Origin of the sequence: Agrobacterium sp. CFBP 3001 (genome assembly GCF_027871605.1) — a bacterium.
Lineage (GTDB): Bacteria > Pseudomonadota > Alphaproteobacteria > Rhizobiales > Rhizobiaceae > Agrobacterium > Agrobacterium leguminum.
The window spans coordinates 32,734-57,087 of the sequence record NZ_JAQAHD010000004.1 but is presented as its reverse complement, the minus strand read 5'-3'; the positions used below and the strand labels follow the sequence as shown (position 1 = coordinate 57,087).

Genomic DNA, 24,354 nt, shown 5'->3' with positions numbered 1-24,354 from the left:
TTACAAATCCCTTCGCAGTCTTGGGTCGAGCATGTCCCGCAGCCCGTCACCGACCATTTGCAGCGACAGCACGGAAAGAATGATGGCAAAGCCGGGGAAATAGGTCATCCAGTCGGCTTGGCCGATATATTGGCGACCGGCGGAGATCATAGTTCCCCAGGTCGGAATTTCCGGGCTGACACCAAGCCCCAGAAACGACAGGCCGGCCTCGGCCAGCATGGCGCTGGCAAAAAGGAAGGTGCATTGAACGAGGATCGGCGAGACCAGATTGCGCAGCACATGCCGCGTCATGATGTGGAAGGTGGAAATGCCAAGCGCCTTCGCCGCCTCCACATAGGGCAATTCGCGGATCACCAGGGTCGAGGCGCGCACGATGCGGGCAAGGCGCGGCGAATAGACCACGGCAAGTGCGATGATCACCGTCGTCAGCGACGGGCCGAGTGCTGCAACCAGCGCAATCGCCAGCAGAATATCCGGGAAGGCCATCATCGCGTCGATCAGCCGCGCAATCGGCGTATCCAATTTCTGGAAGAAGCCGGCGAGCAGGCCAAGGGTGATGCCGATCAGCGCCGAAAGCGCCACCACGGCGGCGCCGACCAGAAGCGACAGCCTTCCGGCATAGATGGTGCGCGAGAAGACGTCGCGACCGAACTCGTCGGTGCCGAACCAGTAAAGCTCGCTTGGCGGCTTCAGGCGGTTCACGATCGACAGTTTCGACGGCGAATAGGGCGCAATCATCGGCGCGAAAACCGCGAGCAGCACGAAGACGAGCAGCACAATGAGACCGGCAGCGACCGTCTTGCGCTTCACGAGGCGCCGAATGAACAGGACGGTCGGGTTGCGTGCCGGCGGAGCGGTGGAAACGATATCGGCCATCAGTAACGAACCCTCGGATCGACCAGCAGATAGAGCATGTCGATTGCAAAATTGATGAGCACGTAAAGCCCGGCGATGACGAGAAGCGCGCCCTGAATGACCGGATAATCGCGCCTGAGAACGGCCGAGACGACGAGATTGCCGACCCCCGGCAGGCCGAAGACGGTTTCCGTCACCACTGCGCCGGAAATAAGCACGGCGGCGGTGAGCCCAAGCACGGTGAGGATGGGGATAAGCGCGTTTTTCAACGCATGTTTCATCACCACGCGGCGCTCCGTGACGCCTTTGGCACGGGCGGTGCGGACATAGTCGTCACCTAAAACATCCAGCATCGAGGCGCGGGTGAAGCGCAAAATGAGGGCGGAGGAAACGAGGCCGAGCGCGATTGCCGGCAGGGTCAGGTGATACATGCGCTCAAGGAAGCTCGCGCCTGGCCCGCCATAACCCGATACCGGGAACAGATCGAGCCGCACGGCGAAGACCTGCATGAGGATGAGGCCGAGCCAGAAGCTCGGAATGCTCGCCGCCAGCATCGCCACCGTCGTCGCTGCCTGATCGACAAAAGAGCCACGCCGGTACGCGGCATAGATACCGATGGGAAGCGCGATGACGCTGGCGATCAGCAGCGAAAAAATCGTCAGGAAAAAGGTCGGTTCGGCCCGGTCCAGCAGGGCTGATCCCACCGGCATATTGAGGAAGATAGACTGGCCGAGATCGCCCTTCAGCAATTGCCCGATATAATAGACATATTGCACGCCGAGCGACTGATCTAGGCCGAGCCGGCCGCGCAGCTCCGCAATATCCTGCGCCGAGGCATCCGGCCCCAGCATCACGGCCGCCGGATCTCCGGGCGTGACGCGCAGGATGACGAAAACGATGGTGACGACGAGGAACATCACCACGATCATTCCCGCAAGTCTCTGGAAAATATACCGTATCACGTATGAAGGCTCCGAAGCGCGTGATTGCCGCTATCAGGCGACGGTTGAATCGGGTTGCTTAAAGATCGACTGCTCACTTCCGTCATGCCGGACTTGATCCGGCATCCAGCCACCACGCGTCCGCGTGGTGAAAAGGTCTCTTGCGATCAAGGACTTGATCGCGCTGGACCCCGGCTCGAGGCCGGGGTGACGACGTGCGGTGCCGGCCTTATTTCGTAACCGATGCATTCCAGAAGTAAGGCCATGGAGCCGGATCGACGCCTTCCAGCTTGTTGGACTTGGCCGCCACGGCATTGAAGTCGCCGATCTTGATGAGCGGCAGCTCGGCATAGATCGTCTTCTGCACATTGGCCCAGAGCGAAACGCGCTTCTCCGGATCGGCTTCCGAGGTGAAGGCGTCAACCGCCGCCTTGCGCGCCGGCGTATCCCACCAACCCGGTGAGCCGGTGGAGAGCGCACCGATCAGCGCCGGCTCCGGCAGGAAGGGGCTATGGGTGATGTAGATATCCCAGAGCTTCGGGTCGGCGCGGCGCTGCGTCAGCGTCGCCCAGTCCACAACCTGCATATCCACCTTGAAACCGGCAAGCTTCAGATATTCTGCAGCGACCTGCGCCATCTTATAGTGGAACTCATACTGGCGGCTGGTGAGGATGCGCAGCGGTTCGCCGTTGTAACCGGCCGCCTTCAGCTTTTCGGCGGCGGCTTCCGGATTGCCGAGATTGTAATTGCCCTCGACGCCCTCTTCCGAATGCCAGGAGAAATTATCGGGATAATAGGCGCCATCGAGCGCATAGAAATCCGTGCTGCCGAAAGCGGCCGCCAGCATATCCTCCATATTCAGCGCTTCGGTCACCGCCTTGCGGACCTCCAGCTTGGAAGAAAGCCCCTCCTTCGTGTTGAACACGAAGACCGGATAACCGAAAGGCTTCAGCATCAAAGGCTGCGAGGCAGACGACGACTTCACCTTGTCGAAGGATTCCACCGGAATGGAATCGACGTAATCATATTGCCCGGAAACGGCGGCTTCGACGCGAGTATTCGGATCGGGCACCGGAACGAAGCGGATTTCATCGAGATATTGATGGCGAGCGCCACCATAACCGTTGCTTTCGCCATCGCGGGACTTGTAGCCATCGAAACGGACGAGCTGGATATACTGGTCGGCCTTGCGTTCCTTCAGCATATAGGGCCCGGTGCCGATGAATTCGGCCATCGGCTCGGCCTGCTTTTCAGCGGGCAGGATGATGGCTGCGGAATTGTTGAAAGCGAGAAGCGAAGCGAGCGGCGCATAGGGCTGCTTGAGGGCGATCGTCACCGTTCCGGCATCCGGCGCGGAGATATTCTCGATAAAGCCGGCGGCCTGTTTGCCGCGCGAGGCGATCTTCATCCAGCGGCCGAGCGAAGCGACGACATCTTCGGATGTCATGTCGCTGCCGTCATGGAACTTGATGCCCTGCCTGAGCTTGATCGTGTAGGTTTTGCCGTCCGCACTGATCTCGGGCAGGCTTTCCGCCAGAAGCGGTGTCACCTTCCAGCCCTTGTCGAAGGTATAGAGCGTTTCGAAAATATGCTGCGTGACGATGCCGACGAGATCGGCAGTAGACGCCATGGGATCGAGGGTCGGCGGCTCGCCGATCGTGGCGACATTGATGACGCCGCCCTTCTCCGCAGCCATCATTACACTCGGCGCCAACATCAAAGCGGCGGTGGCGAGAAATGCAAGTTTACGTCTCATGGTCAAGCTCCCAGCTCTTATGTGTTCCATTATTATGTTATATGCATCTTTATAACAGAATATCTCGATAAGACGCCTTGTCAATGACAATGCGGCGCGATGATGGGTTTCCATGATCGGCAAAACGCAAGACAAGTCTTCAGGAGAGGTGGCAGCACCGTTTAAGGCAGTGAAAAAACGGGAGTTTCGCCAAAAAACCGGTGTGCCGTGGTATCCATCTCTTTCCGGCTGGAAGAGAGGGAATGACGACTGGCGTTTGACTGCAAAGGAAGAAAGGGAATTAAGAAGGTTGGATATTTCGCATTTGCGAACAAAGTGCTATTAAAGAGCGGACTAACGCTAGGCCACCACAGACATACCCGCATATTCTTATTAATCGTTACGCCATTTGACGCCGTCAGCCGTATTTTCAAGGGCTGCAGACAGACCTGATATTCTAAACCGCCCAACTTCATTCCAGGGCGGAACATAAATTTTTATTACGTTGAAATTGTTGAGGAAATTATGAAGACGGCAATCGTGCATGACTGGCTCACCGACAGAGGCGGGGCCGAAAAAGTACTTCACAACCTTCTTGAAATTTATCCTCACGCGGATCTGTACTGCCTTGTCGATTTCATGAGCGAGCGCGACCGGGGGTTTCTCGGCGGCCGTCCCGTCAACACCTCCTTCATCCAGAAGCTGCCTTTCGCCCGAAAAAAATACCGCTCCTATCTGCCGCTGATGCCGCTCGCCATCGAGCAGTTCGATCTGAGCGGCTACGATCTGGTGATTTCCTCGAGCTATGCGGTCGCAAAGGGCGTCATCACCGGCCCGGGCCAGTTTCACGTCTCTTATATCCATAGCCCCATCCGCTACGCGTGGGACCTCCAGCACCAGTATCTCAAGGAAACCAGACTGACGCGCGGCTTCACCTCATGGATCGCGCGCGCCATTCTTCACTATATCCGCATGTGGGACATCCGCACCGCCAACGGCGTTGACCTGATGACGGTCAACTCCAAATTCATCCGTAACCGGGTGCGCAAGTGTTATGGCCGCGATTCCACCGTGATCTATCCGCCGGTGGACACGTCCCATCTTTCCCCGTCCGAGCTTAAGGGTGACTATTTCGTCACGGCATCGCGGCTGGTGCCCTACAAGAAGGTTCACCTGATCGTGGAAGCCTTTGCAAAGATGCCCGACAAACGGCTGGTCGTCATCGGCGACGGGCCGGACATGAAACGCATCCGCGAAATCGCCACGCCGAATGTCGAAATTCTCGGTTTCGTCGGCAATGACGAGCTTCACAAATACATGGCCGAGGCGAAAGCCTTCGTTTTTGCAGCGGAAGACGATTTCGGCATCGTACCCGTCGAATCCCAGGCGCTCGGCACACCGGTCATCGCCTATGGCAAGGGCGGCGTGCTGGAAACCGTTGTTCCGCTTGGCGCCTCCAACCATCCGACCGGCCTTTATTTCGGTGAGCAGACACCGGAGGCAATCTGCGCCGCCGTGCAGGAATTCGTCGACAATTCCGACCGCTTCGACAAGAACGCCTGCATCAACAATGCCGCCCGCTTCTCACGCGAGCGTTTCCTGCGTGAATTCGCGGACACGGTGAATTTCGCACTGGCTGAGCGGGCATGACAGGCACATAAAAACATTTATAAAACAATTGATTATTCTTCGCGTCAGTCAACGACAAAAGAAACCGTGCAAGCGTGACAAAACTGCACTAGCGCAATGCAGCAATCAAAGAGATTATGGCATCCAACTGAATATTGAAGCGCAACAATACTGACACCATCAGGGGATTCAAACATCGTGCCTCGCCCGGAATTTTTCGGCGCAGTTGAGCGATGATGAACTTGAAGCATCGTCTGAAATTGGGCATATGCCTGACAGGGGACGTAAACATCCGGGGATGCGATTCCGCTGAACGGATGTAATGCCGGTTTGGATTTCCTTTACCGGTGTCATTTATGAAGTGCTTATTTTTAAAAACTTATACGATGTCCGAATTATTTCTGCTTTTCGGACGGCATTCATTTCGAGGACCAAATGCGTTTATTGAATGTTTCGATTCTGCTTGCCTCTGCAGCACTGGCGGGTTGCACGGTTACTGCGGCCTCCGGCCCCGATGCAGCCTCGATCGAATCTAACGCTTCCGTGAAATTCGCGTCCAAGGACAAGCAGAAAACCGCCGGTGTCGACTACGCGCTGCTCGACATCAACAGCTCCGTCCTCAATTACGTCGGCGACACCACAACCACCACCCTGCTCGGCAGTTTCGGCGGCGGCAAGGGCGGTGTTCCGGCGCTGCCGATGGGTGTCGGCGACGTGGTGCAAGTCGCGATCTTTGAAAGCCAGGCCGGCGGCCTGTTCATTCCGAACGACGCGGGCAGCCGTCCCGGAAACTTCATCAGCCTGCCGAACCAGACCGTGGACCGGGAAGGCAATATCAGCGTTCCCTATGCGGGCAAGATTCGCGCCACCGGCCGCAACGTCGAGGATGTGCAGAGCGAAATCGAGGAACGGCTCGCCAACCGCGCCATCGAGCCGCAGGTTCTTATCACCAAGATTTCCAGCCGCTCCGCACAGGCTTCCGTGCTGGGCGATGTCAAGGAACCGACGAAGGTTCAGCTTTCGGAAGCGGGCGATCGGGTTCTCGACGTCATCTCCTATGCAAAGGGCCTCAGCGCCCCGAATATCGAATCCTATGTCACGTTGATCCGTCGCGGCAAGACCGCCCGCGTCAACTACAACCACCTCGTCAGCACGCCGTCCGAAAACATCTATGTGGTTCCGGGCGACACGATCATGGTGGAGCGTGAGCGCCGCACTTATCTTGCTTTCGGCGCTTCGGGCCTCAACGGACGTTTCGAGTTCGAGGATGCCGATCTCAAGCTTTCGGATGCACTCGGCAAAGCGGGCGGACTGCTCGATTCCCGTGCCGACCCGGCTCAGGTCTATGTTTATCGTATCGTCAAGCGCGATCTTCTCGTGAAGCTCGGCATCAATACGTCGAAGTTCCCCGGACAGGACGTTCCGGTCATTTTCCGCGCCAATCTGCGCGATCCGTCGACCTTCTTCGCCGCTACGAAGTTCCCGATGCAGGATCGCGACATCATCTATGTCACCAACTCGCAGGCCACCGAACTTTACAAGTTCCTGGATCTCGTCGGCTCCGTACCGGCAACGACCGGCAATGTCGCCGAGGACGTGCTGGCGACCCGCAACGCCATCCGGGCCTTCTAATCGGCGGCTTCTCGCCGTTCATACCAAAGCCGCCACGGAAACGAGGCGGCTTTTTCTTTGGCCGGAACCAGCGGCGAAGAGAAACATGGTCAAGCATTGACTGGGGCATGAACCGAAACCGTCTGCCTCCTGAAAGGCAAGCGATATAGCGACGGTCATTGTCGCCGCCATTACAAAAGTTTAAGGTGATTTCGCAGCGCATTGGGTGTCTTGTGGGGGAAAGCTGCTCCCAAGGCTTACCGCACATGTTCGGGAAACATGTATCGCTCTCATTACGCGGAATCGTCAGATGAAACGTTTCTGGACCGCTCTCAGCGTTCTTGCCATCGCAGCCGCCGGTGCCTGGTATTTCAAGGATCGCCTGCCGCTCGATCAAGTCCCCTATATCAAGCAATTTGCCAGCGTGTCTCCCAGGGCCGACGCCGAAACGGCGACGCAGTCCTCCCAAAGCAGCCAACCAGCCCGGCAGCAGGGACAAAAACAGGGTGGAGGGCGGCGCAATGGCGGGCCACCCACCGTCAGCACCATCGCCGTCGGCAAGGCGACGTTGCCAATGGATGCAACGGCGACGGGCTGGGCGGTTGCGGCCGACATTACCAATATCGCGCCGCTTCAGGCCGGCCTCGTCATGGAAATCGAGGCGAAGGACGGTCAGCATATCAAGGCGGGCGACCTTATCCTCAAGATGGACGACCGCATCGCCCGCGCCGCTGTCGACAAGGACAAGGCCAATATCGCCGCCGATCAGGCAACGCTGGAGCAGACGGAGGCCGCCTTCCAGCGCGCCGCCAATCTCGTCAAGCAGAGCGCGGAATCCCAGCAGGTGCTGGATCAGGCAAGGGCGGCGCGGGATAGCGCCAGCGCCAAGATCGATGCCGACAAGGCAACGCTTGCCTCCGACCAGGTGACGCTCGAGCACATGGAAATCCGTGCCCCCTTCGATGGGCGGCTCGGTGATATCAGTGTCAGCCCCGGCGCCTATCTCAGCGCCGGCGTCAATATCGTGACGATCACCAAATACGATCCGATTTCGGTCAGTTTCCGGCTCTCTCAGCGCTATCTACCGCAATTGCGAGAAGGCGTGGCGAAAAATACCGCAGTCGATGTCGACCCCGCGGCGACGGGGGGCGAACCGATGAGCGGCGTGCTGCGGTTCTATGACAATACGGTGGACCAGACCTCCGGCACGGTGCTGGCCAAGGCGGAATTCAAGAACGATCGCGGTCTTTTATGGCCAGGCCAGTCCGTCAATGTCACCGCGCACTTCGTTTCGGACGATGAAATGATCGTCGTACCGACGGTTGCCGTGCGGCCGGGACCGAAGGGCAATTTCGTCTATACCGTCGATAGCGAGCATCATGCCCATATGACGCCGGTGGAAGTCGCCCGCTCGAATGGCGATCTTACCGCCATCGCAAGCGGTCTCAATGGCGGCGAGCATGTGATTATCGAGGGTCAATCCGAACTTGCCGACGGCCAGTTCGTGGTCGAGCAATTTTCCGACAAGGGCGGCGCGGCCGGCAATCTGGCCGCCAATATTCCGCAGGAAAAGGTTGGCGGCCAATGATCCCGAATTTCTGCATCAACCGGCCCGTCGCCACCACGCTTCTCGCCATCGGGCTGGTGCTGGCCGGGCTTGCCGGCTTCCGCCTGCTGCCCGTCGCCGCCCTGCCGAAGGTGGATTTCCCGACGATCAACGTTTCCTCGTCGCTTTCCGGCGCTTCGCCGCAAACCATGGCCACATCGGTCACCACACCGCTGGTCAAGCAATTCGAGACCATTCCCGGCGTCAGCGAAATCAGCGCCACGAATACGCTCGGCAACAGCTCGATCGTGCTGCAGTTCGATCTTAACCGCGATATCGATGCAGCGGCGGCCGATGTGCAGGCCGCGATTTCCCGCGCACAACGGCAATTGCCGAGCAACATGACGACAACACCGAGCTATCGCAAGACCAACCCGGCCGATGCACCGGTGCTGCTGCTGGCCGTCAACAGCAAGGAGATGCCGACCAGCAAGGTGGACGAAATCGCCGAGAACATCATTTCTCCGCTTCTTTCCACCATATCGGGCGTCGCGCAGGTGAGCATCTATGGCGCGCAGACCTATGCGGTGCGTATCGGCCTCGATCCGACCCAGCTTCAGGCAAGAGGGCTCGGCGTCGACACCGTCACCACGGCCATAGCCCAGGCGAATAATCAGGTGCCCGTCGGGGCTTTGCAGAACGACAATCAGCGCCTGACGATCGAGGCCGATACCCAGCGCACCAATGCGGCCGCCTTCCGCTCGCTGGTCGTCTCGACGAACAATGGCGCGCCGATCCATCTCGGCGATATCGCCAATGTCACCGACAGCATCGACAACACCAATGCCGGCAGCTGGTTCGACGGTGAACAGGCCATCGTTCTCGCCGTCCAGCGTCAACCGGACGCCAATACGGTCGACGTGGTGGACGCCATCAAAGCCAAGCTGCCGGCGCTTCACCAGCAATTGCCGCCTTCGGTCAATATCAACGTCATGAATGACGCCTCGACCGCCATCAAGGACGCGATTTCGGACGTGCAGTTCACACTGTTTCTCACCATCGGGCTGGTGGTTGCGGTCATCTATCTCTTCACCGGGCACCTGACGGCGACCGTCATTCCGGGTCTTGCAGTCCCCCTGTCTCTCATCACCGCCTTCGGCATGATGTATGTTCTGGGCTACAGCATCGACAATATCTCGCTGCTCGGTCTGACACTTTCGGTGGGGCTGGTGGTGGACGATGCCATCGTCATGCTGGAAAACATCCTGCGCCTGCATGAAAAAGGCCTGCCCATGCGCGAAGCGGCCCTTCAGGGCGCGGCAGAGGTCAGCAGCACCATTCTCTCCATGTCCATCTCGCTGGTGGCCGTCTTCATCCCCATCCTGTTGATGGGCGGCGTCATCGGCAGGCTCTTCAACGAGTTCGGCATGGTCGTCACGCTCGCGATCATGGCCTCGGCGCTGGTCTCGCTGACGGTGACGCCTATGCTCGCTTCGCGCCTCTCCGGCCACTCCTCCAGACCACCGGCGATCATCCGCTGGTTCGATGCGGGTTTCGAACGCACGCTGCGCGCCTATGGCAGCGCCGTCGGCTGGTGCCTTTCCCATCGCCGCATCGTTTTGGCATCGTTTCTCGCCTCGGTCGCGGCATCGCTCTATCTCTTCGAAACGCTGCCCTCCAGCTTCTTTCCCCAGGAAGATATCGGCCGTCTTTCGGTTTCGACGCAGGCGCGTGAGGATATTTCCTATACGGCGATGCGCGATCTCCAGGCTCAGGTCGCCGATCAGATCCGCAAGAATCCGGCCGTGGTGCACGTCACCTCCATAGTTGGCGGCAATTCCCGCAATCCGCTGAACAACGGCTCGATGTTCGTTGAGCTGAAGCCTAAGGAAGAGCGCGCGCCGCTCAGCCAGGTGCTGGCGGAACTGGGGCAGGCCACATCGAAGGTGGCGGGCATCCGCACCTATATCAATCCACAGCAGAGCCTGCGTTTCGGCGGGCGCAGCTCCGCCAGCCAATACCAGCTCGTCGTTCAGGGGCTGAATGCCGATACGACCAATGAATGGTCGAACAAGCTGATGGAAGCGATGCGCCGCGACCACACCTTCACCTCCGTCACCTCAGATGCCCAGAACGGCGCGATCGCCGCGACGATTTCCGTCGACCCGGAAAAGGCGGCTGCCTTCGGCATCACCAACGACCAGTTGCGCAAGACGCTGGAAATGTCCTTTGGCGGTTATACGGCGGCACAGATCCAGTCCACCGGCGACAGTTACGACGTGATTGTGGAATTCGACAGCTCGAAACCGTGGAATGATGATTTCCTCAGCGATATCAACATTCTTTCGGCAAAATCGGGCGTTCTGGTTCCGCTTTCAAACTTCGCCAGCCTCACCCGTACGCAGGCGCCTGTCACCATCAACCAGACGGGCCAGCTCGTCTCCACCACCATCTCCTTCAACCTGCCGGACGGCGTGGCGCTTTCCGATGCCACAAGCCGGATCGATCAGATCAAGAGCACGATAGGCCTGCCGCAGGATGTCTTCACCAGCTATGGCGGCACGGCGGCGATCTTCCAGCAGAGCCAGGGCAATACCGGCCTCCTCATTCTGGCGGCGGTGCTGACCATTTATGTGGTTCTCGGCGTGCTTTACGAGAGCTTCATCCATCCGCTGACCATCCTCTCCGGCCTGCCGGCGGCGGCCTTCGGCGCACTGGTGGCGCTGAAGGTGATGGGCATGGATTTCTCGATCATCGCGCTGATCGGCCTGCTGATGCTGATCGGCATCGTCAAGAAAAACGCGATCATGATGATCGATGTCGCGGTGGAACTGATACGCGAAAAGGCCGAGCCGCCCACAACCGCCATTCACGAGGCCTGCGTGCGCCGGTTCCGGCCGATCATGATGACAACCTTCTGCGCGCTGCTTGGGGCGCTTCCCATCGCACTCGGCTCGGGCGCAAGTTCGGAACTGCGCCAGCCGCTCGGCGTCGCCGTGGTCGGCGGCCTTATCGTGTCGCAATTGCTGACGCTGTTCATCACCCCCGTTATCTTCGTGGAAATGGACCGGTTCGGCCACTTCCTCACCGGGCTGTTTTCCCGCAAGAAATCAGCCGGGAAGCACGCCGAGCCGCAAAAGCCGGAGGGCGAAGGCGAACCTGATTCCGTCGCTGCCTAGATCGTTTTTGATTTTACGCCTTGTCCGGACGTAAAAGCGTTCCACTTTTACTGGAAACGCTCTAACGCAGATTTCCGAGGCGCTTCAGCGCCTCGGAAAAACCCGCCGCCTGCAACTGGAACGACACCGTGCGGCCCTGCAGATCGGGGGCTTCGATCGTCAATGTCTTTCCCGCCTCAAGCGCCGAGACAAGCTCGACAAAGGGCGTGAAGGACACGATGCAGCCGACGGGCAGGCAGGTGCTAACCTGCACTTCCTGCAGCCGCACAGTTCCGGATTTCACCGAAAACAACTTTGTGACGGCAAGGCCGAAAGGCATGACGATGGTGCCGGACAATTTGTCAGGCATTTTCGGATCATCAATCCGGAATTCGACAGAGACGACAAGCTTGCGGGTTTTCTCCTCAAGCTGGACCTGGGCTATGGCGCAGGCCGGCTTTTCCGCCGCCACTGGCGCGTTCGGGTCGGCCTCGTCCTTTTTTGCTGGCGCCGCGCAGGCGAGTTGCCAGCTTCCATAAACCTCGTGCATGAGCCCAGCAACCTTCGCTGCCTCCTGCGCAAGCGCACTCGCTGCAACATTGGCGGAAAGGAAGGCAGCGAGGGCTGTCTTCCCAACCAAGTTTTGACAACGCCTCATCAAAAACGGACTCCCAGTTCGGCAGAGGCGGATTGATCCAGCATGCCTGCTCCGAAAACAGCGCCATAACGGAATGTCAAAGTGGCGGCGGGATTGAGGTCGTAGCGCAGTCCCAGATTGATCAACGCCGCATCCTGCGCCATCGCCGCACTTGTAACAGAAAAGCCTTGGCCACCCGTGTAGAACAAGGTGTTCTCAACCGCCGGATCGCCATAGGCATGACGCCAGCCGATATCGAACATCGCCTGCCCAGCCATACCCTCAAATGCGATATCACGGCTGAAACGCGCACCAAGCGTTGAATAAAGCTGGTCATGGCTGGCAGAGCCGGAAGAAACGGCGGCCATGCCGCCCTTCTCGCCGAAGGCATCCGTCTTCGTATTCACATAACTGATATTGGCGTAGGGTTCGAACTGGCCGAGATCAAAATCGAAACGCCAGGCGGCCTCGGCAAAGACTTGCGTGGTGGCGGCGTCATAGCCAGCGGCCAGATTTTGCTGCAATGTCGAAAACGATACCGCCCGGAGGGTTTCGACGTCCTGAAATGCGTGAATAGCCCCAAGGCGCAGCGAGGCCGGGCCAATTGCCCCGCCCGCATAGGCAGCCGCATAATAGCTGTCCACATCTGCCGACGCCAAAAAAGACTTCTGGCTGATGACATCACGGCCATAACCGGCGGCAACACCGGCGCGCCAACCGTCACCCCAATCACCATCGAGACCAAAAAAGACGCCGCCACCCTTCATACTGACCGACGAGCCGTTGCCATCGCCATCGATATGTCCGCGCGACCCGAAACCATTTGACCAGAAAGTGAGGGAGCCTTCATCGATATTCATCGGATCCGATACCCCCGCCCTTTCGACAGCCGGCAGGATCGGGCGCGCATCGATACCCTTGAAGGCGCTACGCAGCCGATTGAGAATGACATCACGGGTCAACTGACTGCGATTTATCAATGCCATCGCAAGTGAAGGATGCAGTTCACCGGCAAGCTGTGAGAAGGCTGATTGGGTTTCGCCTGACTGGAGAAACACCGCCGTCTGATAAAGCGGTGAGGCATCCCCGCTCGCCTCAACAGCCCTCGCGGCGCTGCGTGCGTTTTCCGTCAAAGTCGCCGCGGCAAGAAGCCCGGGTTCGGGCGATACACGGTTGAAAGAGAGATAGGCTTTGCTGTTATCGGCGCTTTTTGTGACGCCGACGATCAGGTAGGCGAAATTTTCGTCCACGCTGGAAAATGCGCCGCTAATGCCGCCGGTTGCCGTCAGGATCGCATATGGGGTGCCGAGACTATAGGCCGAAGGGCTCGACAGCGGTGTGACGACGAGACTGACATTGTTACCGATGGTAATAGCGCCATTGATATCAAGCCTGTCGGAACTGCCTGATGCGTCGATTTCGACGGCATAGGCCGAGCCGCTGGCGAATGTCACATCGCCCGTGGAGGTGAGCGTGCCGATGGAATTGCCAGGCGAAAGCGTGCCGCCGGAAGCAACGGTCAGGCCGCCGATGGTGCCGGAACCGCCAAGCACCGCACCGCTGCCGACGGTCACCATGCTTGCGAGTGAGCCGTTGACGCTTAGCTTGCCCGAGGAAACCTCGGTTACGCCCGAATAGGTGCTGTTTCCGGTCAGGACGAGATTGCCATCTCCCGTTTTTTTAAGGGTGCCGGTGCCGCTGATGCTATTGAATAGCGTGCCCGCGCCATCGATAACGAGCTGCGCATCATTGGCAATGCCGCCGGAGCCGAAACTTCCCGCCGTGCCCCTCAGCGTACCACTCGAAATTGTGGTGCCGCCGGAATAGCTGTTATTGCCCGAAAGTGTTGTGACGCCGGCCTCTGCCACCACCCTGCCCGTCCCCGAAATATCGGCGGTTAGAAGATAGCCGGTCTCGGAATGATTAAAGACGATGCTGCCATTGCCGGCGCCAAAGCTTATGGTCCGCGCATCCACGGCACCGGCCGAACGCGCCGTCTGACCCGCCGCCGCCCCGATGTTCAAAACCCCCGTGGAACCAGCCGACATGGCGATGATGATGGTGGGCGTGGCGATGGATGCGCCGCCTGTCACCTCCAGCGCCCCGGTTCCGGAACCGCCGATGACCATCCCCGCGCCCACCGTAGCCCGTGATCCGACGCCGGTTACCAGAACAGTGCCGTCCGCTCCGGTTTTACTGGCAACATAAAGGTTATGTGCATCGAGTGACGCGCCATTCGTCACCGTCAGGCTGCCGGAACCGCCAAAGCCGACATAAATCGCGCCGGAACCGGTCGCAGCGGAATCGGCTGTAACGGTCGAGCCCGTGCCGGTGACGGTCAGCGTGCCGGAGGAGCCGTCGATATTGCCAAGCACGATATTCGCCGCCCGGATACCGCCGCCAGCACTGACCGTTGCATTTCCGGTTGCTCCTTTGTCATAGCCGACGAAAAACTCTCCGGTCATCGTCCAGCGGGATCCGTCGCCGGCCACGGCGACGGTCGAATTGGAACCATTTCGCTCCCCAACATATCCATCGTCGCTAAAAACCGCACCTCCAGCCTCGATCGCCGCCGAGCCGTTGCCCGAATGACCGACGGCTAAATCGCTTTTGCTCCGCAAGATGCTTCCATCACCAGCGATGCGGAGGGAGCCGGTCGCGCCGGCATTTTCGCCGAGAACGACATATCCGGCATCGACACGGCCACCGCCGGTGACAACCAGGGAGCCCGCGCCGTTCTCGCCTACCACCATGTCATCCTTCACGGACCACAGGGAACGCGCACCATCGACGACGGCCTCACCGGTTGCCCCGGCAGCGGCATCGAGACGCGCTCTGGCGCTGTCTACGGAACCGCCCGCCGTAATGTTAAGCGTTCCGTTGCCAATCTCCAGATCGTCGGTCGACCAGCTGGAACTATCCCCGGTCACCGTTGCCGAACTGGCCGATTGGAAGCCGATAACGGCGTCGCCGCTTTTGACCTTTCCGGCGGCCTCAACCAGAAGCGTCCCCGCTCCGCCATCGCCGATCTTCAGCCCCCCATCGCTTTGCAATAACGAACCACCACCGCTGACCCTCACTCCACTTCCGCCCGCTGAATCCAGACTGGCGATGACAGTCGTCCGATTGATAACAGTACCGCCGCCCGAAATCGTCAGAGTGCCGACACCGGCTTCGCCGATCACCATCTCGTCCGATGTCACCCAGCGGCTGTCGGCGCCGGAGACAATAGCGACGCCATGGGAGCCCACATCGTCGCCGATGACGCTGTTCACGCTTTTCAGCGTGCTGCCTGCCAAAACCTTGAGGCTGCCTGTGAGGCCGGTCGCAAGCGAAGTCCCGTTGCCGTAACCGACAATAATAGTATTGGAACTGGAGAGGCTGGATGAATTATCAAGCGTGAGGGAGCCGTTTCCTGTCCCGAATCCGCCTATGTGGATGTCGCCCGACGCCGCCCTCGTACCATTCGACAGAACAAGAGTTCCCGTGCCGTTACCACCGATGGAAAGAAGATTGCTGTTACTCCAGGTCGCGCTGGAAAAAGTTGCCGTACCGGAGACCCCATCCGTTAGACCAAGGTAGAACGATTTCGTATCCAGTGAACCACGGACCACAAGCGTACCGTTGCCACCGGCGCCGAGGCCGACCGACAATCCGCCAATGCTTCCGCTGTTGCCGATCGTTATCGCCGGCCCCAAACTATCGACGATGGCGTCATCGCCCGCATTCGGCACGCGCTGCGTTGGCCCCCAATTCGTGGCGGTGAACCAGTCACCTCCATCAGGCCCCGTCCAGCGCAGCGTTTCCGCCACGGCGACATGTGCCGGGACCATTGAAAGCAACAGGACAAGAAGACCCTTTGCGTCGAGAATGACGACTTTGCGTGGTGGCTCCTGACCTGTCCCCGCTATCGGACGGCTTTCGCCTTCCAGGACATGGCAGAAACAAGCGGACATTCACTCTCCCTTACCCGCACAGACGGCGGCCTTCGATCCGACGAATCACCGTTCGCGCGTAAAGGTAAACTAGGCCGGTTTGGAAGATATTTTCCAGTATGAAGAGCGTAAAATGTCGTTTTTACTGACTGAATAAATATAAACGGAGCGCGATGGCGCGCTCCGTGAAATATTTCAGAAGGCGGCTGGAGTAACATTGTCTCGCCGGAAGCCGGAAGGCAAACCGGCAGCGTCTGTTACTGCCGCGAAAACCTTCCAAAGGCTCCGCCCGAAAAGCACAGCGGGTCCCCGTCGCGATGGGCGGCGCGCAGCACCTCGCCGACGATGATGGTGTGGTCGCCCGCATCGTAGGACGCTGCCTGACGGCATTCGAACCGGGCAAGCGTGCCGGGAATGACGGGAACGCCCTCGTCATTCATTTCCCAGTCGAGATCGTCGAAAGCGCGGCCATTGCGGGTGAAGCGGGCGCTTAGCACATCCTGATCGGCGCTCAGCACGTGGATGGCGAAATGGGTTGCACCGCTGAAGGCCTGATAACGCGACGAGCTTTTCGCCGGCGACCACAGCACCAGCGGCGGATCGAGCGACACGGACGCAAAGCTGTTGACCGTCATGCCGATCGGCCCTTCCGGCGTCGTGGCGGTCACCACCGTCACACCTGTCGTGAAAGCGCCGAGCGCATTGCGGAAGCTGCGGCTGTTTTCGCCGCCGGGAACGAATACATGCTCATTGGGCATTTTGATCGCCTCTGCCACTGTCATCACGGCACCTCTTTTCCAATCGCAAGGGTGTAGAGTTCGAACCAGGTCTGGCGGTCCATCGTCACGTTGAGCGCATCGGCCGCCGTTCTGATACGCTCGATATTGTTGGTGCCGAGCACAGGCACGATTTTGGCCGGATGCCGCAAAAGCCAGGCGATCGCCACTGCCGTGGCATCCACGCCCTGCTCCTTGCCGATGCGCTGCAAGGCGGCCATGGTGCCGCCATGAGCACCGGAGAACAGCGAGCCGCCGCCAAGCGGCGACCATGCCATTGGAGAAACGCGCTTTTCCTGCAGGAAGGCCAGATCGCCATTGGTGAAGCAATCCGTGGCAAGAAGGCTCATTTCGATCTGGTTGGTCACGAGCCGGTTACTCATCGCCGATTGCAGCAGGGAGAAATCCCACGGGCGGAAGTTGGAGACGCCGACGGCCTTGACCTTGCCGGATGCCACCAGCGCATCGAGCGCCTTGCCGGTTTCTTCCGCATCGATCAACGGATCGGGACGATGAATGAGCAGCAGATCAACGTGATCCGTACCCATGTCGCGAAGCGACGCCTCGACCGAGGCGTTGATGTGGCCGGCCGTCGTGTCGTAATGTTTGACACGGGCGGCGGCGTGACGGCCTGCGGGTGCAACGATGCCGCATTTGGTGACGATTTCTATTCTGTCACGCAGCCCCGGAGCGGCTTTCAGGCCGGCACCCAGAATGGCTTCCGCCGTGTATCCGCCGTAAATATCGGCCTGATCCATGGTGGTGATGCCCTGCGCGAGGCAAGCCTCGATCTTGGCCTGCACGTGGGCGGGCGAGGTATCGGCATCGTCGCCGATGCGCCACATGCCGTAGACGATGCGGCTGAGTTCGAGTTTGTCGGAAAGAGCGATGCGTTCCATCAGTGGCGTTCCCCGTTGCCGAGCGGCGTGGCCGGCGTTTCAGAAGGCACCCGGCCATAGGCATGCGGCAGGGAGCAGGTTTTCATCTGCGGCAGAACCTTGGTGCCGAAGTGCTCCGCCTCATCGAGATGCGGATAACCGGAAAGGATGAAGGCGCGAATGCCCATCTTCTGGTATTCCTCCAGCGCCGAAAGCACCTTGTCGGTGGAACCGACCAGCGCCGCACCGCAGCCCGAACGCGCCCGGCCGATGCCGGTCCAAAGATTGGGTTCGACATAACCGAACTTGTCGGCGAGTTCGCGGGCACGCGCCTGATGCGACACGCCGAGCGAGCCGCTGTCATGCGCGCGGTTGCGGATCAGTTGCCCATATTCGTCATCGAGCTTCGAAACAAGATGTTCGGCATATTCGCGGGCTTCCTGTTCGGTATCGCGCACCACCATATGGACACGCAGACCGTAATCCAGCGTGCGGCCATGGGCGGCGGCGCGTTCATTTGCGGCACGCATGCGGTCTGCAAGCTGGTCCTTCGTTTCCGGCCACATCAGATAGACGTCGCATTGCGCGCCGCAGAGTTCGAGCGCATCCGGCGAGTAGCCACCGAAATAAAGGAGCGGTCCGCCATTCTGCTGATAGGGTCTTGCCGGCTCGGTGGAGACGCCCTTGAACTGGTATATTTCGCCGTCATGGTCGATGGTGTCGCGCGTCCAGGCCTGGCGCAGAATCTCAACGACCTCATGGCTGCGCTTGTAGCGAAACGCGCTATCGGCCACTTCGCCAGGGAAATCCGAGCTGATGACGTTGAGCGTCAGGCGGCCTTTCAGCATGTGGTCCAGCGTCGCCACCGTGCGCGCCAGCATGATCGGCTGCATCTCGCCGCAGCGGATAGCAGCAAGAAAATTGATGCGGTCGCTGATCGGCGCGCAGCCGGCGACGAAGCTCAGCGTATCCTGCCCGACCTGATAGGACGAAGGGCAGAGAATGTTGCGAAAACCGAGTTCTTCGGCCTTTTTGACGATATCGGAACAATGCTCGAAACTGGAGCGCAGGCTGCCATCCGGCACGCCAAGATAGGCGTAGTCATCGGAACACAAAGCGGAAAACCAGGAGACCTCGGCAGCATCGAGATCAGCGGATGTAACGGGTACGACGGTCATGCAATTCCTCCTCAGGGCCGCTCTCGTTTTTCTTGCATAACATCAAGAAATATGTAAATCAATGATGTATCAATTTTTGTTTCGGGGGAGGAAACGGCATATGAAACACACTGGCGGCAGCCTGCCAATGTATATGCAGATCGCGGAAATGCTGGTGCGCGAAGTGGCGGCGGGCCGGCTGATCGATGGCGAGAAGCTCGCGCCGGAGCGCGATATGGCGGCCGACCTCGGCATCGCCGTTGGCACGCTTCGCAAGTCGCTCGCCGAATTGCAGGAGCGCGGCCTGCTGGAGCGCGTGCAGGGTTCGGGCAATTACATTCGCGCCGTCAGCGATCCGCAAAGCGTCTACGCCTTCTTCCGGCTTGAACTGATCGAGGGCGGCGGCCTGCCGACGGCGGAGGTTCTGGATGTGGCCCGCCTTGCCAAGCCCGCCGACCTACCCGCCTTCGGCACATCGACCGAAGGACACAGGATTCGCCGCCTGCGGCGCATTGCCGGCAAACCGGCGGCCATCGAAGAAATCTGGCTGGATGGCTCTTACGTCGACACCATCGCCATCGAGAACATGTCGGAGTCCCTTTATCTCTATTACCGCACCCGCCTCAACCTCTGGATATCGAAGGCGGAGGATCGCATCGATCTCGGCGAAGTACCCGAATGGACACCCGAGGTCTTCGGCCAGAAATCAGGCGCGCTGGTGCCGCGGGTGTTGCGTCTGAGCCAAGCGCAGGACGGTGCGGTGGCCGAAGTTTCATGGACCTGGTTCGATCATACCGTTGCCCGATACGTTTCTCGCATACGTTGAGACTGCACAAAATTCGCGTGATCCAGATGAACGGAGAAATTTGACGGGAGGCAAGCAAGCAGCGGCCTGTCCTGCGGGCAGTTTTGCGACTATATTTCTTTAAATCAATGACTTAATAGTTTTTGATTTCTGTCAGAAATAAAATTGATACACTATTGATTTCCTTTTTTTGAAAGGTAATATCACGTCCTCAGGGAGACAGGCGTTTCGCCATCCCACGATATCGCCAGACAATCGGGATCGATTTTCGACGATGCGATGCGTGGAACTTGAAGGTTGATACCGGCAATGGCGTCCATTCGAATTCTGGACGCGCCGGTCGTGAGGAGGAAAATATGGCTTCGGTCAGCCTGCGCAAGCTGGACAAGAGTTACGGTGCGCTTCGCATCGTCAAGGGCATAGACCTTGAAATCAACGATGGCGAATTCGTCGTTTTCGTCGGCCCTTCCGGCTGCGGCAAATCGACGACGCTGCGCATGGTCGCGGGGCTTGAAAGCATTACCGGCGGCGAAGTGAAGATCGGCGACCGTGTCGTCAATCGGCTGCCGCCGCGCGAGCGTGACATCGCCATGGTCTTTCAGGACTATGCGCTTTATCCGCACAAGACGGTGCGCGAAAACATGGGTTTCAGCCTGAAGGTGCGTGGTGTCAGCGCCTCCCAGGCCAATGCCAGCATCGATGAAGCGGCGAAGATGCTCGGCATCGAGCACCTCCTCGACCGTCGGCCCGGCCAGCTTTCCGGCGGCCAGCGCCAGCGTGTTGCCATGGGTCGCGCCATCGTGCGCCGCCCGCAGGTGTTTCTGTTCGACGAGCCGCTTTCCAACCTCGACGCCAAGCTGCGCGGACAGGTGCGCACGGAAATCAAGCGGCTGCACCAGCAGCTCGGCACGACCATCATCTACGTTACCCATGACCAGGTGGAGGCCATGACGCTGGCCGACCGCATCGTCATCCTGCGGGGCGGCGATATCGAGCAGGTCGGCACGCCGGACGAGGTCTATAACCGTCCGGAAAGCGTCTTCGTCGGCGGCTTCGTCGGCGCGCCGGCGATGAACTTCGCCCGCGCAAAGGTGAGCGGCGACCGGCTGGCATTTTCCGACGGCAATTCCCTGCCGATGGCAGCCATCCGGCCATCCCGCGAAACGGGTCTCGAAGGGCGCGAAGTCATTGTCGGCATTCGCCCGGAACATTTCGGCCCCGTCGAGGGCTTCGACACGCAGCTTGCGGTCAAGGTGCAGGTAGTGGAGCCGCTGGGCTCGGACACGCTCGTCCATTTCAGCCTTGGCGATGCGGCGCTGACCGCACGCATGCCGCCGCATCTGCGGCCTGCGCCGAATGAGGAACTGAAGATCGGCGTCGATCCGTCCAAGGTCCATCTTTTCGACGCCGCGACGGAACGCTCTATCCACTGATTGCCGGGCGAGGAAACGCTGCGGCCAACAGGTTTAATAACGGGAGGAACACATGACATTTAAAACCATCAAGGGCAAAGCCCTCATGGGTGCCGCGCTCTGCGCAACCATGCTCGCCTTTTCGGGACAGGCCTTTGCCGATGCCGAACTGAAGATCTTCGTTTCCAGCCAGCATCAGCCCGATGTGTGGCGGAAGGCGCTCGATCAATATGAGGCCAAGACGCCCGGCGTGAAGGTGGTCATCGAGACCGGCGGCAACACCTCGGAAATGCAGGCGCAATATCTCAACACCGTGATGTCGGCCAAGGATTCGAGCCTTGACGTGCTGATGCTCGACGTCATCCGCCCCGCACAATTCGCCACGGCCGGCTGGACAAGCGATTTCTCCGGCAAGGACATGTCGGCCTATCTGCCGACCTATGCCGAAGCCAACACGGTGGACGGCAAGATCGTGGCGCTGCCCGCCTTTGCCGATTCCATGTTCCTTTATTACCGCAAGGACCTGCTCGAAAAATACGGCATCAAGCCGCCAACCACCTGGGACGAGCTGAAGGAAGCCTCCAAGAAGGTGATGGAGGGTGAAAAGAACCCCGAGCTTCAGGGCCTGTCCTTCCAGGGCAAGGCGATCGAAGGCGCTGTCTGCACCTTCCTCCTGCCCTATTGGAGCGAAGGCAAGTCGCTGGTTGAAAACGGCAAACTGAATTTCGACAACAAGGCGGCGGTGGATTCGCTGAAGCTCTGGAAGAGCTTCGTGGACGAAGGCATTTCCAAAAAGAACATTTCGGAAGTGGCGACCGACGACACCCGCAAGGAATTCCAGGCAGGTAAAGTGCTCTTCGCGGTCAACTGGTCCTATGCCTGGACCCATTTCCAGGGCAAGGAATCGCAGGTGAACGACAAGGTTGGCGTCGCCCGCCTGCCGGCCGTCAAGGGCGGCGAGCAGACGACCTGCCTCGGCGGCTGGGAATTCGGCGTTTCCGCCTATTCCAAGCAGCAGGAGGAAGCCAAGAAGCTGGTGGAATATCTCTCCGGTCAGGATGTTTCGAAGTTCATGGCCATCAACGCCGCGCTTCTGCCGACCTATGCCGCACTCTACAAGGATGCTGAGGTAACCAAGACGATCCCGTGGTTCGCGGATGCCCTGCCCGTCGTCGAGACCGCCAAGGCCCGCCCCGTGACGCCGCGTTACAACGAGGTCAGCGAAACCATCCGCACAACCGTCAACGGCGTGCTTGCCGGCGTCATGACGCCGGAGGATGGCGCAAAGCAGATGGAAAGCCGTCTGCGGCGCGTTCTGCGCTAAGCTTGGGGCCGGAAAGCGGCATGAGTTTCATGCCCTTTCGGCCGCTTCGACTGAACGGGAATAAGTGCGCCCGAACGGCGCGACAGACGGACCGGATAAGAACCGGCCCGATCGGGAGACGATTACGTGAATCCAGTTGCGGGAGTGGCAGACGTGACAATGCCGGAAAGAACCATGGTTCGGGTGGACGAGAAACCGCAGCCGCGCTGGACGCGGTGGCTCGATCTCGGCGACCGGCCGCTGGCCGTGCTTCTCTTGGCGCCGGCGGCGATCTTGCTGTCGCTCATCATCGTCTATCCGGTGGCACGGCTCGTCTACACATCGTTTTTCAGCCTTTCGCTGACATCGGGCCTGCCGGCGGAATTCATCGGCTTTGAAAACTATACGGCGATGTTCGACGACCCGATCTTCTGGGAAACGACCTGGAACACGGTGCTGATCACGCTGATCACCGTGCCCGGCGCGCTCATCATGGGCCTTGGCCTCGCACTGCTCGCCAACCTGCCTTTTTCCATGCAATGGCCGATGCGGCTTTCGCTGCTGATCCCGTGGGCGCTGCCGCTGTCCTTTGCCGGCCTCATCTTCGCATGGTTTTTCCATTACGAATATGGCGTGGTCAATGATGTGCTCAACCGTTTCGGCTTCGAAGGGATCATCTGGTTCAATTCGCCGAACTGGGCCTTTGCGGCGATCTGCCTGACCATCATCTGGAAGACATCCTCCTTCATGGCGCTGATGATCCTTGCCGGCCTGCAGACCATTCCGCGTTCGCTCTATGAGGCGGCGGATGTGGATGGCGCCGGCAAAATCCGGCAGTTCTTCGAAATCACCCTGCCGCTTCTCAAGCCCTCGATTGTCGTCGCGCTCATCTTCCGCACCATCACAGCGCTGCAGACCTTTGATATTCCTTACATGATGACCGGCGGCGGCCCCGGCACATCCACAACGACGCTTGCAATGTATATCCACCAGAACACCGTCTCCTTCCTCGATCTGGGTTACGGTTCGGCGCTGGCGGTCATGATGTTTGCGCTTTCCATGTGCGTCACCGCCGTTTATCTCCGCATTATCAGGACGAAGGACTGATCCCATGAGCATCGTTGCGAATTCCGGTCTGTCATCCTTCTTTTCCGGCAAGCCGCTGCGCTTCATCGCGGCCTCCATTCTTCTGGTCAACGGCCTGTTTCCAGCGATCTGGATCCTCTTCACCTCGCTGAAGACCGAAGCAGAACTGACGGTCAAGCCAATCACCTGGTTTCCGCACGCGCCGACGCTGGCCAATTACATGCAGGCCTTTTCCGACCAGCCGCTGCATCTCTTCCTGTTCAACAGCTTCATGGTGGCGCTGCTTTCCACCGCCCTCACCATCCTGATTTCGGTGCTGGCGGCTTACGCGCTGGCGCGGCTGAACCTCAAATATCGCGCGCTGATCCTTTCGCTCATCATCGCCGTTTCCACGTTCCCCCTCGTCACGCTTCTGGTGCCGCTGTTCGAAATCATGCGCGCCTTGAACCTGCTCAACAGCTGGACAGCGCTGATCCTGCCCTACACGGTGCTGTCGCTGCCGGTCTGCACGCTGATGCTCGTCTCCTTCTTCGAGAGCATTCCGCGCGATCTCGAAAACGCCGCCATGATCGACGGCTGCACCCGCATCGGCGCGCTGTTCAAGGTCGTCGTACCGCTTTGCGCACCGGGTGTCTTCACCGCTGGTATTCTTGCCTTCGTGAATGCCTGGGACGAATTCCTGCTGGCGCTCTCCTTCAATTCCAATCCGGCGCTCCGCACGCTTCCTGTCGGCATCCAGCTTTATCAGGGTGAATTCGCCTTCCCCTGGCCGGTCATTTCGGCGGCGCTGGTGGTCGGTATCGTGCCGGTCGCCATCCTGATCGTCATCTTTCAGGAACGGGTTGTCTCCGGCCTCACCGCCGGCGGTCTCAAGGGCTAAACAGGTACAG

Annotated in this window: 18 protein-coding genes; 10 read left to right on the top strand and 8 right to left on the bottom strand. The window is 59.4% G+C overall.

Going from position 1 to position 24,354, the window contains the following annotated elements; genetic code table 11:
- From PH605_RS07230 to PH605_RS07220, 3 genes are all read right to left on the bottom strand, one after another.
- Positions 1 to 876: an ABC transporter permease gene (locus PH605_RS07230; RefSeq protein WP_125146319.1), complete on the bottom strand. Its 876-nt coding sequence runs from the start codon at positions 874 to 876 to the stop codon at positions 1 to 3.
- Positions 876 to 1,817: an ABC transporter permease gene (locus PH605_RS07225; protein ID WP_161987808.1), complete on the bottom strand. Its 942-nt coding sequence runs from the start codon at positions 1,815 to 1,817 to the stop codon at positions 876 to 878. The genes PH605_RS07230 and PH605_RS07225 overlap by 1 nt, the downstream gene beginning before the upstream one ends.
- A gap of 208 nt (positions 1,818 to 2,025) precedes the next feature.
- The gene (locus tag PH605_RS07220; RefSeq protein WP_142844605.1) at positions 2,026 to 3,552 is read right to left on the bottom strand and encodes an ABC transporter substrate-binding protein; all 1,527 of its coding nucleotides are present in this window, start codon (positions 3,550 to 3,552) and stop codon (positions 2,026 to 2,028) included.
- Between the two features lie 112 nt (positions 3,553 to 3,664).
- On the opposite strand from PH605_RS07220, the gene PH605_RS07215 reads away from it, so the two are divergent.
- From PH605_RS07215 to PH605_RS07195, 5 genes are all read left to right on the top strand, one after another.
- Positions 3,665 to 3,877, top strand: a complete 213-nt coding sequence (locus PH605_RS07215) for a hypothetical protein (protein ID WP_125146320.1) — start codon at positions 3,665 to 3,667, stop codon at positions 3,875 to 3,877.
- Positions 3,878 to 4,056: 179 nt separating this feature from the next.
- On the top strand, positions 4,057 to 5,181 hold the full coding sequence (locus tag PH605_RS07210) for a glycosyltransferase family 4 protein (RefSeq protein ID WP_003519874.1): 1,125 nt from the start codon (positions 4,057 to 4,059) through the stop codon (positions 5,179 to 5,181).
- A gap of 414 nt (positions 5,182 to 5,595) precedes the next feature.
- Complete coding sequence (locus PH605_RS07205) at positions 5,596 to 6,792, top strand: polysaccharide biosynthesis/export family protein (RefSeq protein WP_003519875.1); 1,197 nt, start codon at positions 5,596 to 5,598, stop codon at positions 6,790 to 6,792.
- Between the two features lie 289 nt (positions 6,793 to 7,081).
- The gene (locus PH605_RS07200; protein ID WP_142844606.1) at positions 7,082 to 8,359 is read left to right on the top strand and encodes an efflux RND transporter periplasmic adaptor subunit; all 1,278 of its coding nucleotides are present in this window, start codon (positions 7,082 to 7,084) and stop codon (positions 8,357 to 8,359) included.
- Complete coding sequence (locus PH605_RS07195; RefSeq protein ID WP_142844607.1) at positions 8,356 to 11,496, top strand: efflux RND transporter permease subunit; 3,141 nt, start codon at positions 8,356 to 8,358, stop codon at positions 11,494 to 11,496. The genes PH605_RS07200 and PH605_RS07195 overlap by 4 nt, the downstream gene beginning before the upstream one ends.
- A gap of 61 nt (positions 11,497 to 11,557) precedes the next feature.
- Here the strand turns inward: PH605_RS07195 and PH605_RS07190 are convergent, their stop codons facing one another.
- From PH605_RS07190 to PH605_RS07170, 5 genes are all read right to left on the bottom strand, one after another.
- Complete coding sequence (locus PH605_RS07190) at positions 11,558 to 12,133, bottom strand: invasion associated locus B family protein (RefSeq protein WP_142844608.1); 576 nt, start codon at positions 12,131 to 12,133, stop codon at positions 11,558 to 11,560.
- A complete protein-coding gene (locus PH605_RS07185) occupies positions 12,133 to 16,068 on the bottom strand; it encodes an autotransporter domain-containing protein (protein WP_142844609.1) in 3,936 nt (1,311 codons plus the stop codon). Before PH605_RS07185 ends, PH605_RS07190 begins: the two co-directional genes overlap by 1 nt.
- Before the next feature lie 236 nt (positions 16,069 to 16,304).
- Positions 16,305 to 16,829 (bottom strand): flavin reductase family protein, encoded by a 525-nt coding sequence (locus tag PH605_RS07180; protein WP_065655622.1) that lies wholly within the window; start codon positions 16,827 to 16,829, stop codon positions 16,305 to 16,307.
- Entirely contained in the window at positions 16,829 to 17,722 is an 894-nt protein-coding gene (locus tag PH605_RS07175) for an aldo/keto reductase (RefSeq protein WP_065655621.1), read from the bottom strand. Before PH605_RS07175 ends, PH605_RS07180 begins: the two co-directional genes overlap by 1 nt.
- A complete protein-coding gene (locus PH605_RS07170) occupies positions 17,722 to 18,879 on the bottom strand; it encodes an LLM class flavin-dependent oxidoreductase (RefSeq protein ID WP_003519880.1) in 1,158 nt (385 codons plus the stop codon). Before PH605_RS07170 ends, PH605_RS07175 begins: the two co-directional genes overlap by 1 nt.
- Before the next feature lie 100 nt (positions 18,880 to 18,979).
- Here PH605_RS07170 and PH605_RS07165 point away from each other — a divergent pair, with 100 nt between their 5' ends.
- From PH605_RS07165 to PH605_RS07145, 5 genes are all read left to right on the top strand, one after another.
- Positions 18,980 to 19,684 carry a GntR family transcriptional regulator gene (locus PH605_RS07165; protein ID WP_065655620.1) on the top strand — a complete coding sequence of 235 codons (705 nt, stop codon included), beginning with the start codon at positions 18,980 to 18,982 and terminating at the stop codon, positions 19,682 to 19,684.
- 335 nt (positions 19,685 to 20,019) lie between these two features.
- Complete coding sequence (locus PH605_RS07160; protein WP_080857259.1) at positions 20,020 to 21,096, top strand: ABC transporter ATP-binding protein; 1,077 nt, start codon at positions 20,020 to 20,022, stop codon at positions 21,094 to 21,096.
- Positions 21,097 to 21,148: 52 nt separating this feature from the next.
- Positions 21,149 to 22,399: an ABC transporter substrate-binding protein gene (locus PH605_RS07155; RefSeq protein WP_142844610.1), complete on the top strand. Its 1,251-nt coding sequence runs from the start codon at positions 21,149 to 21,151 to the stop codon at positions 22,397 to 22,399.
- Between the two features lie 174 nt (positions 22,400 to 22,573).
- The gene (locus tag PH605_RS07150; protein WP_020810525.1) at positions 22,574 to 23,485 is read left to right on the top strand and encodes a carbohydrate ABC transporter permease; all 912 of its coding nucleotides are present in this window, start codon (positions 22,574 to 22,576) and stop codon (positions 23,483 to 23,485) included.
- Positions 23,486 to 23,489: 4 nt separating this feature from the next.
- Entirely contained in the window at positions 23,490 to 24,344 is an 855-nt protein-coding gene (locus PH605_RS07145; protein WP_065655617.1) for a carbohydrate ABC transporter permease, read from the top strand.
- The last annotated feature ends 10 nt before the right edge of the window (positions 24,345 to 24,354 follow it).

What these genes read in the sequence shown, in the direction of transcription:
- PH605_RS07155 (WP_142844610.1), top strand. Translation starts at nt 21,149, where the DNA reads ATGACATTTAAAACCATCAAGGGCAAAGCCCTCATGGGTGCCGCGCTC.
- PH605_RS07220 (WP_142844605.1), bottom strand. Translation starts at nt 3,552, where the DNA reads ATGAGACGTAAACTTGCATTTCTCGCCACCGCCGCTTTGATGTTGGCG.
- PH605_RS07175 (WP_065655621.1), bottom strand. Translation starts at nt 17,722, where the DNA reads ATGGAACGCATCGCTCTTTCCGACAAACTCGAACTCAGCCGCATCGTC.
- PH605_RS07180 (WP_065655622.1), bottom strand. Translation starts at nt 16,829, where the DNA reads ATGACAGTGGCAGAGGCGATCAAAATGCCCAATGAGCATGTATTCGTT.
- PH605_RS07190 (WP_142844608.1), bottom strand. Translation starts at nt 12,133, where the DNA reads ATGAGGCGTTGTCAAAACTTGGTTGGGAAGACAGCCCTCGCTGCCTTC.
- PH605_RS07165 (WP_065655620.1), top strand. Translation starts at nt 18,980, where the DNA reads ATGAAACACACTGGCGGCAGCCTGCCAATGTATATGCAGATCGCGGAA.
- PH605_RS07195 (WP_142844607.1), top strand. Translation starts at nt 8,356, where the DNA reads ATGATCCCGAATTTCTGCATCAACCGGCCCGTCGCCACCACGCTTCTC.
- PH605_RS07200 (WP_142844606.1), top strand. Translation starts at nt 7,082, where the DNA reads ATGAAACGTTTCTGGACCGCTCTCAGCGTTCTTGCCATCGCAGCCGCC.
- PH605_RS07210 (WP_003519874.1), top strand. Translation starts at nt 4,057, where the DNA reads ATGAAGACGGCAATCGTGCATGACTGGCTCACCGACAGAGGCGGGGCC.
- PH605_RS07205 (WP_003519875.1), top strand. Translation starts at nt 5,596, where the DNA reads ATGCGTTTATTGAATGTTTCGATTCTGCTTGCCTCTGCAGCACTGGCG.
- PH605_RS07215 (WP_125146320.1), top strand. Translation starts at nt 3,665, where the DNA reads ATGATCGGCAAAACGCAAGACAAGTCTTCAGGAGAGGTGGCAGCACCG.
- PH605_RS07160 (WP_080857259.1), top strand. Translation starts at nt 20,020, where the DNA reads ATGGCTTCGGTCAGCCTGCGCAAGCTGGACAAGAGTTACGGTGCGCTT.
- PH605_RS07185 (WP_142844609.1), bottom strand. Translation starts at nt 16,068, where the DNA reads ATGTCCGCTTGTTTCTGCCATGTCCTGGAAGGCGAAAGCCGTCCGATA.
- PH605_RS07170 (WP_003519880.1), bottom strand. Translation starts at nt 18,879, where the DNA reads ATGACCGTCGTACCCGTTACATCCGCTGATCTCGATGCTGCCGAGGTC.
- PH605_RS07230 (WP_125146319.1), bottom strand. Translation starts at nt 876, where the DNA reads ATGGCCGATATCGTTTCCACCGCTCCGCCGGCACGCAACCCGACCGTC.
- PH605_RS07150 (WP_020810525.1), top strand. Translation starts at nt 22,574, where the DNA reads ATGGTTCGGGTGGACGAGAAACCGCAGCCGCGCTGGACGCGGTGGCTC.
- PH605_RS07145 (WP_065655617.1), top strand. Translation starts at nt 23,490, where the DNA reads ATGAGCATCGTTGCGAATTCCGGTCTGTCATCCTTCTTTTCCGGCAAG.